The organism is Actinoallomurus iriomotensis (assembly GCF_030269445.1).
Taxonomy (GTDB): Bacteria; Actinomycetota; Actinomycetes; order Streptosporangiales; family Streptosporangiaceae; genus Actinoallomurus; species Actinoallomurus iriomotensis.
The window spans coordinates 398,196-413,373 of the sequence record NZ_BSTJ01000009.1 but is presented as its reverse complement, the minus strand read 5'-3'; the positions used below and the strand labels follow the sequence as shown (position 1 = coordinate 413,373).

Genomic DNA, 15,178 nt, shown 5'->3' with positions numbered 1-15,178 from the left:
AGACAGACCTGTCTGTCTTGTCGTCGCCCTGATACTAGACAGATCTGTCTGGTAATGTCAATGACATGACCACGACCGAGATGACGGAGCACAGGCGGGCGGCGAGCCCGGCGCGGCGGCGGATCCTCGACACCGCCGCCGCCCTCTTCTACACCGAGGGCATCCACGCGGTCGGCGTCGACCGGGTCATCGCCGAGGCGGGCGTGGCGAAGGCGACCTTCTACCACCACTTCCCGTCAAAGGACGAGCTCGTCCGCGCCTACCTGCAAGAACAGAGCGACCGCGTGCACGCGACGACCGTCCCGCGGGGCGACACGCCGCAGGACCGGATCCTGTCGGTCTTCGACGACCTCGGCGACTTCATCTGCGGTCCCGGCTTTCGCGGCTGCGCGTTCGTCAACGCCGCCGCGGAGTACCCCGACCCCGACCACCCCGTACGCCGGGTGGTCGCCGAACACCGCGCGTGGTTCCACGGCGTGCTCCGCGACCTGCTGACCGAGGCGGGCCGCCCCGAGGCCGACGCCGACCGCACCGCCGCCATGCTCGCCATGCTCCGCGACGGGCTGGTCGTGGCCGGCGACCTCGACGACCCGGCGGACGCCCGCGCCGTCGCCCGCGAAGCCGTGACGCGTCTCCTCGCCTGAGCCGCGCACGCCGCGTTCCTGGGAGGTATCACTCCCGGTGATGGCCGGGCAGCAGCCTCTCCGGGATCGGGACGTGCCGGGCGCGGATCCACTCCCCGAGTGCCTTGGCCTGCTTGTCGAAGCGGCGGGCCTCCGTGGCGCCGCCGTCAAGGAGACCGCGGACGACGAAGTTCACCGCGCGCAGGTTCGGCAGCTCGTACCGGTCGACGGGCAGGCCGGCGGCCTCGGGCAGCAGCGCGCGCAGGCGTTCGGTCGTCATCGTGGCGCGCAGCCAGGGCCACGCCTCCGGGTCGGTGACCCAGAGGCCGACGTTGGCGTTGCCGCCCTTGTCGCCGGACCTGGCCCGTACGAGACGGCCGAGCGGCCCGGCCACGGTCACGCCCTCGTCGTACGGCTCCGGGACCGCCGGGGTTCCGGTCTCGTACGGCGCCGTGGCGGGCGGAGGAGGCACCACCTCGCGGCGCCCGTCGGCGTGCACGACGGTGTGGTCGAGCAGGTCCTGCGGCACGAGCGTCGGCCAGTACGTGCCGAAGGCCGTGCCGCGGCCGGGCACGCCCATGCCGTAGATGCCCGGGTAGTTGGCGAGGGCGAGTTCGACGCACAGCGACGAGAAGGCACGCCCGGCGCTGCCCTGCTCACCGTCGACTGCGACGTGCAGCAGGCTGGAGCCCGCCATCTGGTCGGCCGGGTCCCCGGCGGGCGTGCCGATGCGGGTGAACCGCAGGTCGCCGATGCCGGGATCGCCGTCGAGGCGGGCACGGATCGCCTGTTCGACGAGCGCCGCCTTGGCGTCGACGTCGATGCCGGTGAGCACGAACGTGGACTCGTTGCGCCAGCCGCCGGGCCCGGTGATGGCGACCTTGGTGGTGGGCGGCGGCGCCGATCCGCGGACCCCGCTGACGCGGACGCGGTCGGGCCCCTCCTGGGCGAGACGGGCCGAGTCGAGATGGGCGACGACATCCGGATTGAGGTAGCCCGGCGCGCCGATCTCGTACAGCAGCTGCGCGGTGACGGTGTCGACGGTGACCGCGCCGCCGGTGCCCTCGTGCTTGGTGATCACGCTGGCGCCGTCGCGATCGACCTCGGCGAGCGGGAAGCCGGGATGGGTGAGGTCGGCGATCTCCTGGAACCCGGAGAAGTTGCCGCCGGTCGCCTGCGCGCCGCACTCGATCACGTGCCCGGCGATCACCGCGCCGGCCAGCGCGTCGAGGTCGGCCGGGGTCCAGCGCCACCACCACGCGGCGGCGCCGGAGACCAGTGAGGCGTCGGCGACCCGGCCGGTGATGACGATGTCGGCGCCGGCGGCGAGCGCCGCCTGGACGCCGAAACCGCCGAGATAGGCGTTGGCGGTGAGCGTGTGCCGGCGCCCGAACGGCTCGCCGGTGTCCAGGTGCGCCAGGTCGTGGCCGTCGGCGAGCAGGGCGGGGACGCGCGCGGCGAGGTCGTCGCCCTCGACGTGCGCGACCGCGAGGTCCACACCCGCGTCGGCCAGCAGCGTACGGGTGGCGTCGGCGCAGCCGGCCGGGTCGAGGCCGCCGGCGTTCACGACGACCTTGATGCGGCGTTCGGCGATCCGGGTCACGACGGGGGCGAGCTGGCGCAGGAACGTGCTCGCGTAACCGCCGTCGGGTCTCTTCTGCCGGTTCTTGGCCAGCACGAGCATGGTGACCTCGGCCAGGTAGTCGCCGGTGATGACGTCCACCGGACCGCCCTCCACCATCTCGGCGAGCGCGGACATCCGGTCGCCGTAGAAACCCGAGCAGTTGGCGATGCGTACCGGCCGGTCCATGGACGAGGCTCCTTCTCCCGAGTCCTCCCAAGAGGACCGAAATTACCGCACTCGCGCCCTTTCTCCCTTGGGACGCCCTTACCAATGCGCTCGCGCGGTGGGGTGCGTGACAGTGGTTCCCGGCATGCCGAACACCTGTAACCGACTCTTCGAGGGAGTGAGGAGACGTGCCGCACAAGATCGCGGCGACCGCCGCCCTCGCCGGAATGCTGATCAGCGTGCCCGCGCTGGCCGGCACCGCCGAGGCCGCGACGCACTACACGCACAAGACGACGCTCAAGCAGGACTGCGCGATTCACGCGAACTTCCCCAAGAACGGCGTGCCCGACCGTACGTGGACCAAGCCCCGCAAGTCCGCCAACGGCAGCGCGACGCACGTGGGCGTCCGGTACACCTACAAGGGATACGCGCTCGTCCTGGACTACGCGCAGCAGACGGACCCGAGCTGGGGATTCATCGCCCAGTCCTGCCTGACGAACCCGCACGCGTACAGCGGCGGCGACCACGGCTCGGTGCTGGGCGACCTGCGCGCCATCGGCGGCGGAGGCCAGGTGAAGACGGTGCCGATCAGCGCGCCGCACAGCGGGAAGACGCAGCACGGCACGATCCACCTCGGCTCGAACGGCTCGCTCCGCAGCGGCCCGCGCTCGTTCGTGATCGGCAACGCGATCAAGGGCGACACGTTCCGCATCACGACGGCGCACTGCGGCCACCACGCGAAGACGACCTGGATCCTCGGGTACGCACCGTCGTCCGGCCGCTGGGGCTACGTCGAGGCCATGCACCTTCCGGCCTGTCTCTGACGGCGTTCCGGCACCTGCCCGCGCGCGGGCAGGTGCCGGGACCTCACCGGACCCAGCCGCGGCGCTGCCCCTCGTCGATGAGCTGCCGGGCGGCCTTCCACAGCGCCCCGGAGCCGTCGCCGATCACGGCCTTGCGCGCCCGTACGTCGTCGGCCGTGACGTCGAAGGTCTTCCAGGTGCCGCCGCGCGCCATCCAGTTGAGCAGGATCGGCTGGAACCGGTCCATCGCCTTGGCGAACCGCGCCTCGGGCGTGCGCCGCTCCTCGAACTCGTCCCACAGCGCGCGCAGGTGGCCGGCCTGGTCGTCGGGGAGCAGCGCGAACAGCTCGTCCGCCGCGGCCAGCTCGCGTTCGCGCTGGTCCACCCCGGCGGCGGTGTCGTACAGCGGCGTGTCGCCGGCGTAGATCTCCACGAGGTCGTGCACGAGGACGAGGCGGAGGGTGTGGCCGACGTCGATGGGCTCGTCGGCGTACTCGGCCAGCACCAGGACCATCATGGCCAGGTGCCAGGAGTGCTCGGCGTCGTTCTCCCGGCGCGGCGCGGCGGCGAGCGGCGACTGCCGGAGGATCGCCTTCAGCCGGTCGATCTCGATCACGAAGGTGAGCTGCTCGGCCAGCCGCGCGTCCAGGCCGTCCGGCAACGGGCTCCGCTCGACCAGCAGCCCGCTCCCGACCTCCCGTACGAGCCGATCCTCCATGACGGACGTGTCGGAGGGCAGCGGCTGCCGTTCGCCGGCCGGGCGGAACCCGCAGCTCTCGTACAGCGCACGCGCCGGCGCGTTGGGCTCGGCCACCCAGAGGGTCAGCTCACGCAGGCCCTGGTCGACGGCCCAGCCGGCGACCGTGTCGATGAGGTGCCGGGCGACGCCCCGGCCGCGCGCCTCGGGGGCGACCCACATGCCGACGATGTGCGCGACGCCGCCGTCCTCGATCAGCGCCGAGGTCATGCCCAGCGTCGCACCGTCTTCGACGGCGAGGAGATTGACGCTCTTGTCGCTGGTGAGGCGGGAGGTCCAGACGTCCGGGGAGAACGCGCTCTCGTCCTCGTACGTCGAGGCGAACGCCTGCGGCGCGTCGGCCAGTGCCCGCAGCCGTATCTCCCGGTACCGCTCCTCATCGCCCGCGCCCAGCCACGTGATCTCCATGCCTGGGACTGTACGTCACCGCCTCATCCGGACCGGCGCGCGACGTTATGAGCCCTTACGGGAAACGGCCCGGAAATGACTGACGGCGCCATCGCGGGGGGAGCGGGGAGTGCGATGGCGCCGTCAACGTCCCCGGCCGATCCGTGTGACGAAGGCCACAGTGACTCTCGTCAACCGAATCGACCAGTAACGCGTCGGGGCCGACGTTACCGCCTTCGACGGGGAATTATCCACCCCTCGTACCGAGAATTACCGTCTGCGCTACCTGACGGCCACTCAGTGCGACCGAAAACGGCCGGCCGAAGTGTCACCCGGTCAGCTTCTTCACCACCGCCGGGTTCTGCTTCTCCCATTCGGCGACGCCCTGGGCCTCCTTGCCCTTGTACTTGTTCATCACCAGGTCTTCCAGCGGGAACAGCTGCGCGTCGGGCATCTTGAACTTCTTCAGCCAGCCGGCCAGCTCCGGGAAGTCCTTGCCGAACCCCTGGCGACCCAGCGCGTGGATCTGTTCCGGCGCGCCGAAGGCCTTCTGCGGGTCGGCGAGCTGCTTGATCGGGAACTTGGAGTACGCCCAGTGCGGCGTCCAGAGCGTCACCACGATCGGCTGGTGGCTCTGCACCGACCGGTTCAGCTCCGCGAGCATCGCCGCCGTACTGCTCGCGACCAGCTTGTAGTCACCCAGTCCGTACGCGGACTGCACCTTGTTCTTGACGATCTTCATCTCGCCGGCGCCCGGCTCGATGCCGACGATGCGGCCCTGGTAGCGCGAGCTCTGCCCCTTGAGATCGGCCACGGAGTTGGCCGGGTCGTCTTTGGGCACGGCGAGCTGCAGGGTGGCGTTGTCGTACCAGGTGCCGATGTCCTCGATCTTGTTCTTGTACTTGTTGTAGTAGTCGGCGTGGGTGGACGGCAGCCAGGCGTCGAGGAACAGGTCGATGTCGCCCTGGCCGAGCCCGGCGAACAGCGGACCGGCGTCGACCTGCCGCAGCGTGACCTGGTACCCGCGCTTCTCCAGCTCCGTCTTCCACAGCTGGGTGACGGCGATGTCCTCGTCCCACGGGATGTAGCCGATCGTGATCGGCTTGCCCTTGCCTCCGCCGCCGCCCGTGCCCACGATGCCCAGCGTGGTGGCGAGCAGCGCGAACACGACGATGCCCGACAGGCCGAGCGCCGGCCGTGGACGGTACCGCAGAACCGCCGCGGCACCCCCGCGCGCGGCCCGATCGGCCGAGCGCCGGGCGGCCGGGGCCAGCCGGGCGCCGAGCGCACCCGTCATCCGGTCGAGGATGATGGCCAGGACGACCACGGCCAGACCGGACTCCGCGCCGGCGCCCAGGTCGTACTGGGTGATCGCGCCGAAGACGTTCGCTCCCAGCCCCTCGGCGCCGACCATGCCCGCGACGACGACCATCGACAGCGACAGCATGATGGCCTGGTTGACACCGGTCATGATCGTCGGGAGCGCCAGCGGAAGCTGCACCCGCGTCAGCACGCGTCCCGGCGGCGTGCCGAACGCCTCGGCGGCCTCGACCGTCTCCCGGTCGACCTGCTTGATGCCGAGCTCGGTCAGGCGCACGCCGGGCGGGATCGCGAAGATCATCGTGGCGATGACGCCCGGCACCTCCCCGAGTCCGAAGAACGAGATCGCCGGGATCAGGTAGACGAACGCCGGCATCGTCTGCATGAAGTCCAGCACAGGCCGCGCGACGGCGCTGAACGCCGGCGCGCGGGCACTCAGGACGCCCAGCGGAATCCCGATCACCAGCGCGGCGACGCTGGAGACGAGCACGAGGGAGAGCGTCTCCATCGCGGCGTTCCACTGTCCGAGCGCGTCGATCAGCACGAACCCGGCGAACGTCAGCACGCCCGCGGCCAGCCCGCGCAACCACCAGCACGCCATCGCGACCAGCGCGGCGAGCGCCAGCGACGGCGGCGCGCCCAGGAGGTGGTTCAGGCCGTGCACCACGGCGTCGACGACGTCACTGATCGCGGAGAAGACCGGTTTGCAGTGCTTGGTGAGAAAGTTGACGACGTCGGTGACCCAGTCACCGAGATGGAGCCTAAACACCGGCGGCGACCTCCTCGTTGTCCTCGTTGCCGTTTCCATTGCCGTTGCCGTTGCCGTTGCCGTTGCCCAGCGCGGCGAGCAGGGTGACCCGGGGGATGACGCCGAGCAGCTTGCCGTCTCCGTCGGCGACCGGCACCGGGAAGGGGCTCTCGGCGGACCGGGTGAACAGGTCGGCGACGGGCGTGTCCGGTTCCACCGGCTGAACGTCCTCGTCGACCAGTCCCTCCAGGTCGGCCCGCCCCTCTCGGACGGCCTTGGCGGCGGACTCGGCGTGGACGGCGCCGACCAGCCGGCGTTCGCGCGTGAGGACGAACGCCGCGGACGACTGGGTCTCGCGCATGACGCGTACGGCCGCACGCGGGCCGCCGTTCGCGTCGACCACGGCGACCGGGTTCTCCATGACGGAGCGCGCGGTGAGGACCCGGGTACGGTCGACGTCCGCCACGAACTGCGCGACGTAGTCGTTGGCCGGATCGGTGAGGATCTCCTCGGCGGTGCCGATCTGCATGACCTGCCCGTCCCGCAGCATCGCGATCCGGTCACCGAGGCGCATCGCCTCGTTGAGGTCGTGCGTGATGAACACGATCGTCTTGTTGAGCCGTCCCTGCAGGTCGAGCAGCAGGTCCTGCATCTCGCGCCGGATCAGCGGGTCGAGGGCGCTGAACGCCTCGTCCATGAGCAGGATGTCGGTCTCGGCGGCCAGCGCGCGGGCGAGCCCCACCCGCTGCTGCATGCCGCCGGAAAGCTGGTCGGGGTAGCGGTCCCCCCAGCCCTCCAGGCCGACGGTGTTCAGGAACTCCTCGGCCTTGGCGAGCCGCTCCTGGCGTGGAACGTTCCGCACCTCCAGCCCGTACGCGGCGTTCTCCAGCACCGTACGGTGCGGGAACAGCGCGAAGTGCTGGAAGACCATGCTGATCTTCTGCTGGCGGAGCTCGCGAAGCTCCTTGCCGCTCATCTTGGCCACGTCGACGCCGTCGATCTCGATGCTGCCGGCGCTGGGTTCGAGGATGCCGTTGAGCATCCGGATCAGCGTCGACTTGCCCGAGCCCGACAGGCCCATGACGACGAAGATCTCGCCGTCTCCCACCTCGAAGGAGACGTCGGCCACCGCCACGGTCGCACCGAGCCGGCGCACCTCGCCCGGCTCGGCGCCTTGACTGATCTTGCGCAGTGCTTCGGCGGATTTCCGGCCGAAGACCTTGGAGACCCCTCGTACGCGCAGTCTGGACACATCGTCCTTCCGGTACGGCCGCACCGCCCCGGGACGGACGGGCGCGACCGGACCGAGCCAGACCGAGCCAGGCCGCGCCCGGGGGCCGCGCGGCAAGTGGCGCGAGCCGCCGGCCTCGCTCCGCACCGCACCGATGGCTCGCCTGTACGACCCGAAAGGTCCGATGTGACGCACGCCACGCACGGATCCGCCAACCGAACTTTCAGGTCAGACGTCTGGCGAGGTTATCGACAGGTTAATTGCTATGCACAATTATTCTGCGCAGCGTGGTGTGCGCGTTACTTTCTGTAGCGCTTCACACCTGGGTGCGGTGGAAGTTGAGGTAGGACCGCGAGGGAGTCGGCCCGCGCTGATCTTGATAGCGCGACCCGTGCAGCGCCGAACCGTACGGATGCTCGACGGGCGAACTCGTGCGGAACAGGCACATCTGCCCGATCTTCATGCCGGGCCAGAGCTTGATCGGCAGCGTGGCGACGTTGGACAACTCCAGCGTGACGTGCCCGGAGAACCCGGGATCGATCCAGCCCGCCGTGGAGTGCGTGAGCAACCCGAGCCGCCCGAGACTCGACTTACCCTCCAGCCTCGCGGCCAGGTCGTCGGGCAGCCCGAACACCTCATACGTGGAGGCGAGCACGAACTCCCCGGGATGCAGGATGAACGGCTGATCGGCTGCCACCTCGATGAGCCGGGTGAGATCTGGCTGCTCGACAGCGGGGTCGATGTGAGGATATTTATGGTTCTCGAAGACCCGGAAGTACCGATCCAGCCGCACGTCGACACTCGACGGCTGAACCATCGCAGGCTCGTACGGGTCGATCTTCATACGCCCGGACTCGATCTCGGCCTTGAGATCCCGATCGGAGAGCAGCACAGGCTGAAACTACCGGTTACGACACTGCGACGTGTACGAGGCGGGGATGAAGGGAACCACCGGGTCGCGGGTTCCGGTAGCATGTGCGAACGGTCCCCGGACCGCTGCGGGTGTAGTTCAATGGCAGAACTCCAGCTTCCCAAGCTGGTAGTGCGGGTTCGATTCCCGTCACCCGCTCGTGCTGGCCCAGGGGGGCGACCCCCTGGAACCCCCGATGTGAGGGGCTCCGCCCCCCACGCCCCCCACGGGTTGTTGCCCGAGGAGGGCTTTTCTCTTTCTCACCGGCTGCTCAGTGTTGCCGAATCATGCTGTCTTGGATCAAGGCGGCGACGCTTCATGCCGCCGCGGGCCGTGCGCTCCGGCACGCCCTACGGGCGTGCGACGTGGGCGCCGGTCCCTTCGGCCGTGCCGGTCGGGCGACCCATCGCGATGCGTGTCCGGCCCGAGCCCGCAGGCGTATCGTCATTGCCGGAGATGGACCGTGGCATCCGTGCGAAGCGTCCTACGGGCCATGACCCGACTCGATGACCGGATGCTGGGCCGGTGGCTGGACCGTCGGCCGCCGCCCCTGCGCACGGCGATCACCATTACGGTTCTCACGGTCATCGCCGCCGTGCTACTTACCGTCCTCATCGGGAACGCCACACCTCTGAAGGCCGCATCCTTCGGCCTGATCGTCAGCTGGAGCATACGGATCTTCAGCACGCGCCCGCGTGGATGACCTCAAACGCCTCCGGCGGGGGCCTCGGACTCGGGGATGGCCGGGGGCATGGTGCTCCTGGTGGAGGTTGTCGCGGGGTTGGGGTGGAAGCCTGCGGCGTAGCCACGCCGAAGGGGCGGAAGGCCGACCACGGGGCGATGCCCGTCAGAAGAGGAAACCTCCTGCCGACGTATCCCGGACGAACACCTCGAAGAAATACAGGGCCACGGCACTGCCGGCGATCGCGACGGCTGGGGTCGCCCAGGCTGCGGTGCGAGAGCGCCGGGCCATAAGGCCGAAGATTACGATCAGTGTCCCAGTCGACCACCAGGCGATGTCACTGTGCAGCCGGGCCGCGTCGGCCTTGACTAGGCAAGCGCGGTCTAGCCGCTGACCGACATAGGCACACAACTGCGCTGAGGTCGGGTCGTAGGGCAGGCTTCCGGGAGACGTCTGGTACATCAGCCAGAGCACCAAGCCCATGGCGACGACAATCAGGTGCAGGCGACTCAGCTCGATCCCCAGTCTGCGCCCAACCCACCACTCGTAGGCCGCGACCGCCGTAAACCCGACCACCAATCCACCGAGCGCGGCCGTCATCACCCACGGGCTACTCCGATGCGTCACCATCGCAACGGTGATCACGGCAAAGAGGCCCCCGACGGACACGACACCTGCCTGGCAGGACGCCCACCATGAACGCGCCATACGTGGTAATGGCGTTCGGGCATCAGCTGCTATGAAGGAATACCCCGTGGCGCGCATACGGTTCCCCTGTCTGGCTTGATGCCCTTAGCAAATACCCCGAAGCGAACCACCTGCCACACGATGCCCGAATCCGGCCAGACGTGCCTGGCGATGGGGTGCGTATCGGGGAAAACGATCACCAGGACATGAGACAGCCCCCGACAGCGTTGGGGCTGGACGGGGGCTGTTCTGACTGGTGTGGCGGGTCCAGGATTCGAACCTGGGTAGGCTAAGCCGACACATTTACAGTCCACAGCGCTACGGACTATTTACGGATTCAGGCTCTGCCAACTCGCCGCGAAGACACCCCGCGTCGCAGGTCAGAGCATCAGTAGGCGCAAAGCACGCTACCGCCCTCCGGAGCCGGTAGCGCAAGCCGCCTCGGGCCATTAGCGGGCCATTAACCCCGGTGATCAGGGGTCAACAGGGGTCACTCGCGAGCACCGCCGCCCGCAGGTCAGCTCCCATCGTCTCGGGGAACCGGACGATTCCCAAGCTGGTAGTGCGGGTTCGATTCCCGTCACCCGCTCCAGTGCTGGCCCAGGGGGGCGGCCCCCTGGAACCCCCGATGTGAGGGGCTCCGCCCCCCACGCCCCCCACGGGTTGTTGCCCGAGGAGGGCTTTTCTCTTTCTCACCGGCTGCTCAGTGTTGCCGAATCATGCTGTCTTGGATCAAGGCGGCGACGCCTCGTGCCGATCGGGCGACCCAACGCACAGTATGTCGCACCGCTAGCATTCGAGCATCGACCGAACCGACGCCAAAGGTGCCGCCATGTACAGTCGCCCTCCTCAGCCCAGACGAAGACCGAGCCGGCGGAATCTCGAAGACCGTACGCTCAGGCTCGCATTCACAGCGACGTTTGTGTTGGTGATCGTCGTCTGCTCATTGGCCCTCCCCCACTATGTGGCGTCATGGTCATGGACCGAAAATCATGTGAACAGCGTGAGCGCCGTGATTGGGGGGCTCATCGCAACCACTGCGAGTTTCCTAGTGCTCGGTCTGATCCGACTGATACGGAAATCGCGCTCCCCCCGCAACTTGGGCTAAGGATGCCTCCGGCGGGAGCACTCCGGCCCGGGGATGGCCCGCACCGGCGCACACATCAAGCTGGATCAGTGGTTGAGGTGGAAGCCGGGTCATCCCCTCCGCCGACGTCCCAGGACAAGCCGAGCAGACCAGGCCGGCGCTTGGTGCCATCAGGCTCCGGGAAATTGGGCGGCCAGCTCGGCGATCTTGCGCACGGTCGCCTGGGGGACTCTTATCCAGATATCCCAGGTCTCATCGTCGTGGCCGATGAGGATCGTGGCCTGATCTGCCCCGTTGGGGTCAGGATCGGCAGACCAGTACACCCGCGCGTTCGTGCAGGTTCCTAGAGCCAGAGAACGACGTGCGTTCCAGTCGGCGTCCGCGATACCGGCCAACCGTTCAAGGTCGGCACGGGGAGCTTCGACATGCAGCACCCACGAAGGAGACATCAGTGTTACTCGGATTTCCCCATGGGCGGTTGTATCGAGTTCCAGCCGGACGTCATCGACCATGCGGGCATGCTCCCACGCCATGTGGAAGCCGGGTCTGTCGCCGACCGCCCGGCAGTCATCACTGAAGCCGCCGGCAGGAACGCGTCGCGTGCCTCATACCCCAGCGACTACCCGTGCCATTAACGTGCCATTAGCCCCGGTCACCAAGGGTCAACAGCGGTCACTCGCGGACACATGCATGACCAGGTCAGCGCCCGTAACGGCCGAGATCCCTACGCTTCCCAAGCTGGTAGTGCGGGTTCGATTCCCGTCACCCGCTCGTAGTGCCAGCCCGGGGGGCGACCCCCGGAACCCTCGATGTGAGGGGCTCTGCCCCCCACGCCCCCACGGGTTGTTGCCCGAGGAGGGCCTTTTCTTTTTCGCACCGGCTGCTCAGTGTTGCCGAATCATGCTGTCTTGGATCAAGGCGCCGGCGCTGCGCGCCGCCGCAGCCGCCCGCTCTGGCACGCCCTACGGGCGTGCGGCGTGGGCGCCGGTCCCTCCGGCCGTGCCGATCGGACGGCCCAACGAAGCGAAGACCCTCGCTCACCAAGGCCCGCCGCCGGCACCTTCAACACCGACACCGACCGCCCTATCGTGACGGCCATGGTCACCACCCCCGAGGCGCGCATGAAGCACTGGCAGCGCTGCATCCGCGACCAGCCCAAATGGCCGTTTCACGTGCCCACCCGCTGCACCGATCCCCGCAGCATCAAGGCATTGGCCGAACACCTGCAGCACATCCACGGCGTAGCCCCGGCATACCTGACCGGCTGGTACCCACCGATCTACGCCTGGGAGCAACTGCTCGCCCGCCACCAGTACGACCACGACCGCAACGGCGGGGAGACCCACAGCCACGCGCACATCCCCGACGTGAGCTGGCCCTAACGAGTTGCCCTGACCCTGCTGCCGTTCAATCGCCTCCGGCGGGGGCCTCGGGCTCCGGGATAGCCGCACCGCCAGGTCGGGCTGGGTAGCTGGTTGAGGTTGAAGCCTGGTCATCCCCCGCCCGCCTTCACCCCAGGACAAGCCGAGCAGACCAGACCCCAGGGAGGCAAGGTCGTTCTTCCGCGGGGAGCTCCATCTTGCACCCCTGGGGCCTGGCCCCCTCCCCGGCGGGTGGGACTAAGGCAGACGGGATGACCAGGCCGCGGGCTGACCGCACGGGACCTATACCTTCTGAACCTTCGCAGCGAGGAGAGACGGTGGGATTTTTTGGTGCGTACCTGTTCGACGGTAGCCAGTGGTCTAGTCACGAACCAGGCAGTGCACTGCCGGGAGCCGGACTATGGCTCCTTGTCGACATCCACGACAGCGATTTCACCACGGTCTCTTATGGCCCACCTGGGAGCGGAAGTGGTGTCGCCTTCCTCGGTTACACGCCACGCGCCTACTTTGAGGATGCGAAAGCCTCGGAGCCAACCGATGTCGCTAGGGAAGCCGCGGGACTGACTGACTGGTGGGAGCTAAGGAACGAGGCAGGCGACATACAGCGCAGCGCGAAAGAAGCGGAGTTGCGACTCTACCTGGCCGGTGACGACGACTGGCCCGAAGATGAAGACGAAGATGAGGAAGACGACACGGAGGACGTCGATGACGCGGAAGTCTTCGTAGAGATCAAGACTGCTCGCTTCCTAAAGGGCCTTGACCTGCCTCTACCTGACGATCTTCAAGACATGGGTGCGTTGTAGGCAACCCGGGCTGCGGGAGCCGCGGGGGCGGACGATCTTGAAGCCAGCCGTACGGCCCTGAACAGCCGGAGCGACGTTCTGCCCAGCTTGCGGACTGATCCGAACAGCCTCGGAGATCGTTTGAGTACCTAAAGAGCAGAAGGTTCCGCCCGCCGGGTCCAGACAGCCGTCGTGCCATTAGCGTGCCATTAGCCCCGGTGAACAAGGGCCAATAGCGGTTACCAGCAAGCACACCAACAAGCAGGTCAGCGCCCGTGACGGCCGAGATCCCTACGCTTCTCAAGCTGGTAGTGGGGTTCGATTCCCGTCACCCGCTCGTGCAGGTCCGGGGGGCGACCCCTTGGAACCCCCGATGTGAGGGGCTCCGCCCCCCACGCCCTCCACCGGTGGCTGCCTCAAGAGGGTCCCTTCGCATCCCCGTGCCGTTTCACAGCGCGCGTTGCTGGACAGGCCGAGAAGCATCTTGCCTCGTGGCCGAGCCACCGACGGGGCATGGTTTCCGACGCGACCTTGGTGCGGTGTATTGCCGAATTCCGCTGTAATGGATCAAGGCGGCGACGCAAGCGCCGCCGCTGGTCGCCGGCTCCGGCACGCCCTACGGGCGTGCGGCGTGGGCGCCGGTCCCTCCGGCCGTGCCGATCGGGCGGCCAACCACGCTGGCTCGCTGCCGATGCCTATCCTCGCTTGGCGATCTCACGCCAGTGCTGGAACATGTCTCCGTCCCAGCGTCGACTAGGAGGTGACCCATCACCGTCATCGCGCATGAGAACCCGATCGGCCGCGAGGCCAGTAACTACCTGATCCACGCGGACCTGTCCGACCGGGAGGACGGCTCGCGCGAGCAATTGTGGACCCACCAGCTCACGCCGCAGAGATTCCAAATCGCCTGCCTGCCGTTCTTCACCTACGGCATCTGCCACCGCGACATCGTGACCATCGATGACCAGCACTTGGTCTCCGCCGTGGTCGAGAAATCAGGTCACCGCACCCTGCGCGTCGCGCTCGTAAGGGACCACCCCCAACTCAACCAACTCCACGAACTACTCCACCGCGAAGCCGCAGCCTCCGAACTGGCCCACGAATGGCTGCAAGGCACCTACCTGGCCGTCGACCTGCCGCCCGGAACCGACCCACAACCACTGACGGCCCCTCTCAGCGACCTCGAAGAGGCCGGCGCGCTCTTTTGGGAGATCGACTCCTAGCAAGACAAACAGCCGGCGACATACCCCGGTTCTTGCCTCCGGCGGGGGCCTCAGGCTCCGGGATGGCCGCGGTGACGGGGCTGAGCTGGGTGGGTGGTTGAGGTCGAAGCCTGGTCATCCCGGCCGCCTTCGTCCCAGGACAAGCCGAGCAGACCAGGCCACGGTGGCGAAGGTCGTTCAGTCGTGGAGTGCTCCACCTTCACCACCGTGGCCTGGCCCGCTCCCCGGAGGGTGGGACGACGGCAGACTGGATGACCAGGCAGGCGAGGGCTGCGCGCAGGTGCGCGCCAGTGCGATCGGCGAGAGGCTAGGTGGATGGGCGACGAGCCATCGACGTGGTGGGAGCGACGGTGTGAGTGCGGGGAGCGCTATTCCGCTGCCCGCCGTGGTCAGGGCGGGCCATTCCATTTTCGGGTCAAGCGAGTCACCCCGGTGCCTTACGGGAAGGCCGCGTTGATGGGGCATTGGCGCTCGGGAGACTGGAACCCCGGCGAGCGGCTTGAGCTCCGCCGGCGAGACGGCCAGATACACCCGATCGGGGATGCGGAGATGATGCCGGCCGTCAACGAGGCGAGCGAGATCAGAGGACAACGGACTCTCCTCGTAGCCAATCACCCATCGCTCCAGCCTGAGAGCTGTATCTGGGCGCTGCTGTCAAACGACGGGAGCGGATGACTCACCGCTGTGCGCGACGGACCGTCCGTGCCATTAGCGTGCCATTAGCCCCGGTGATCAAGGTTCAACGCCGGTCACTCACGAGCACACCG

13 protein-coding genes and 1 tRNA gene are annotated in these 15,178 nt (G+C 68.2%); 7 read left to right on the top strand and 7 right to left on the bottom strand.

Translation table 11 applies throughout. The annotated features are described in order from the left end of the window. The first annotated feature begins 65 nt into the window (after positions 1 to 65). Positions 66 to 644, top strand: a complete 579-nt coding sequence (locus QSK37_RS34395) for a TetR/AcrR family transcriptional regulator (protein WP_285629502.1) — start codon at positions 66 to 68, stop codon at positions 642 to 644. Positions 645 to 672: 28 nt separating this feature from the next. On the opposite strand, the gene QSK37_RS34390 is transcribed toward QSK37_RS34395, so the two are convergent. Continuing rightward, on the bottom strand, positions 673 to 2,433 hold the full coding sequence (locus QSK37_RS34390) for an acyclic terpene utilization AtuA family protein (RefSeq protein WP_285629501.1): 1,761 nt from the start codon (positions 2,431 to 2,433) through the stop codon (positions 673 to 675). 167 nt (positions 2,434 to 2,600) lie between these two features. On the opposite strand from QSK37_RS34390, the gene QSK37_RS34385 reads away from it, so the two are divergent. Then, positions 2,601 to 3,236 (top strand): hypothetical protein, encoded by a 636-nt coding sequence (locus QSK37_RS34385; protein WP_285582177.1) that lies wholly within the window; start codon positions 2,601 to 2,603, stop codon positions 3,234 to 3,236. Positions 3,237 to 3,279: 43 nt separating this feature from the next. Here the strand turns inward: QSK37_RS34385 and QSK37_RS51520 are convergent, their stop codons facing one another. The 4 genes from QSK37_RS51520 to dcd form a co-directional block, all read right to left on the bottom strand. After that, positions 3,280 to 4,380 (bottom strand): GNAT family N-acetyltransferase, encoded by a 1,101-nt coding sequence (locus QSK37_RS51520; RefSeq protein WP_349498011.1) that lies wholly within the window; start codon positions 4,378 to 4,380, stop codon positions 3,280 to 3,282. A gap of 307 nt (positions 4,381 to 4,687) precedes the next feature. Next, positions 4,688 to 6,448, bottom strand: coding sequence for an ABC transporter permease/substrate binding protein (locus QSK37_RS34370; protein WP_285629500.1), 1,761 nt, complete (start codon positions 6,446 to 6,448; stop codon positions 4,688 to 4,690). Beyond that, entirely contained in the window at positions 6,441 to 7,679 is a 1,239-nt protein-coding gene (locus QSK37_RS34365; protein WP_285629499.1) for a quaternary amine ABC transporter ATP-binding protein, read from the bottom strand. Before QSK37_RS34365 ends, QSK37_RS34370 begins: the two co-directional genes overlap by 8 nt. Positions 7,680 to 7,974: 295 nt before the next feature. Further along, positions 7,975 to 8,550: a dCTP deaminase gene (gene dcd, locus QSK37_RS34360; protein WP_285582174.1), complete on the bottom strand. Its 576-nt coding sequence runs from the start codon at positions 8,548 to 8,550 to the stop codon at positions 7,975 to 7,977. 106 nt (positions 8,551 to 8,656) lie between these two features. On the opposite strand from dcd, the gene QSK37_RS34355 reads away from it, so the two are divergent. Then, positions 8,657 to 8,727: transfer RNA gene (locus QSK37_RS34355), tRNA-Gly, on the top strand. Between the two features lie 334 nt (positions 8,728 to 9,061). After that, on the top strand, positions 9,062 to 9,271 hold the full coding sequence (locus QSK37_RS34350; RefSeq protein ID WP_285629498.1) for a hypothetical protein: 210 nt from the start codon (positions 9,062 to 9,064) through the stop codon (positions 9,269 to 9,271). 144 nt (positions 9,272 to 9,415) lie between these two features. Here the strand turns inward: QSK37_RS34350 and QSK37_RS34345 are convergent, their stop codons facing one another. Together QSK37_RS34345 and QSK37_RS34340 are read right to left on the bottom strand one after the other, a co-directional pair. Continuing rightward, complete coding sequence (locus QSK37_RS34345; protein WP_285629497.1) at positions 9,416 to 9,850, bottom strand: hypothetical protein; 435 nt, start codon at positions 9,848 to 9,850, stop codon at positions 9,416 to 9,418. Positions 9,851 to 11,194: 1,344 nt separating this feature from the next. Beyond that, complete coding sequence (locus tag QSK37_RS34340) at positions 11,195 to 11,536, bottom strand: hypothetical protein (protein ID WP_285629496.1); 342 nt, start codon at positions 11,534 to 11,536, stop codon at positions 11,195 to 11,197. Between the two features lie 585 nt (positions 11,537 to 12,121). Between QSK37_RS34340 and QSK37_RS34335 the strand changes: the two genes are divergently transcribed. The 3 genes from QSK37_RS34335 (at position 12,122) to QSK37_RS34325 (ending at position 14,411) form a co-directional block, all read left to right on the top strand. Further along, on the top strand, positions 12,122 to 12,406 hold the full coding sequence (locus QSK37_RS34335) for a hypothetical protein (RefSeq protein ID WP_285629495.1): 285 nt from the start codon (positions 12,122 to 12,124) through the stop codon (positions 12,404 to 12,406). Positions 12,407 to 12,723: 317 nt separating this feature from the next. Continuing rightward, entirely contained in the window at positions 12,724 to 13,209 is a 486-nt protein-coding gene (locus tag QSK37_RS34330) for a hypothetical protein (protein WP_285629494.1), read from the top strand. Positions 13,210 to 14,054: 845 nt separating this feature from the next. Continuing rightward, entirely contained in the window at positions 14,055 to 14,411 is a 357-nt protein-coding gene (locus QSK37_RS34325; RefSeq protein ID WP_285629493.1) for a DUF4265 domain-containing protein, read from the top strand. The last annotated feature ends 767 nt before the right edge of the window (positions 14,412 to 15,178 follow it).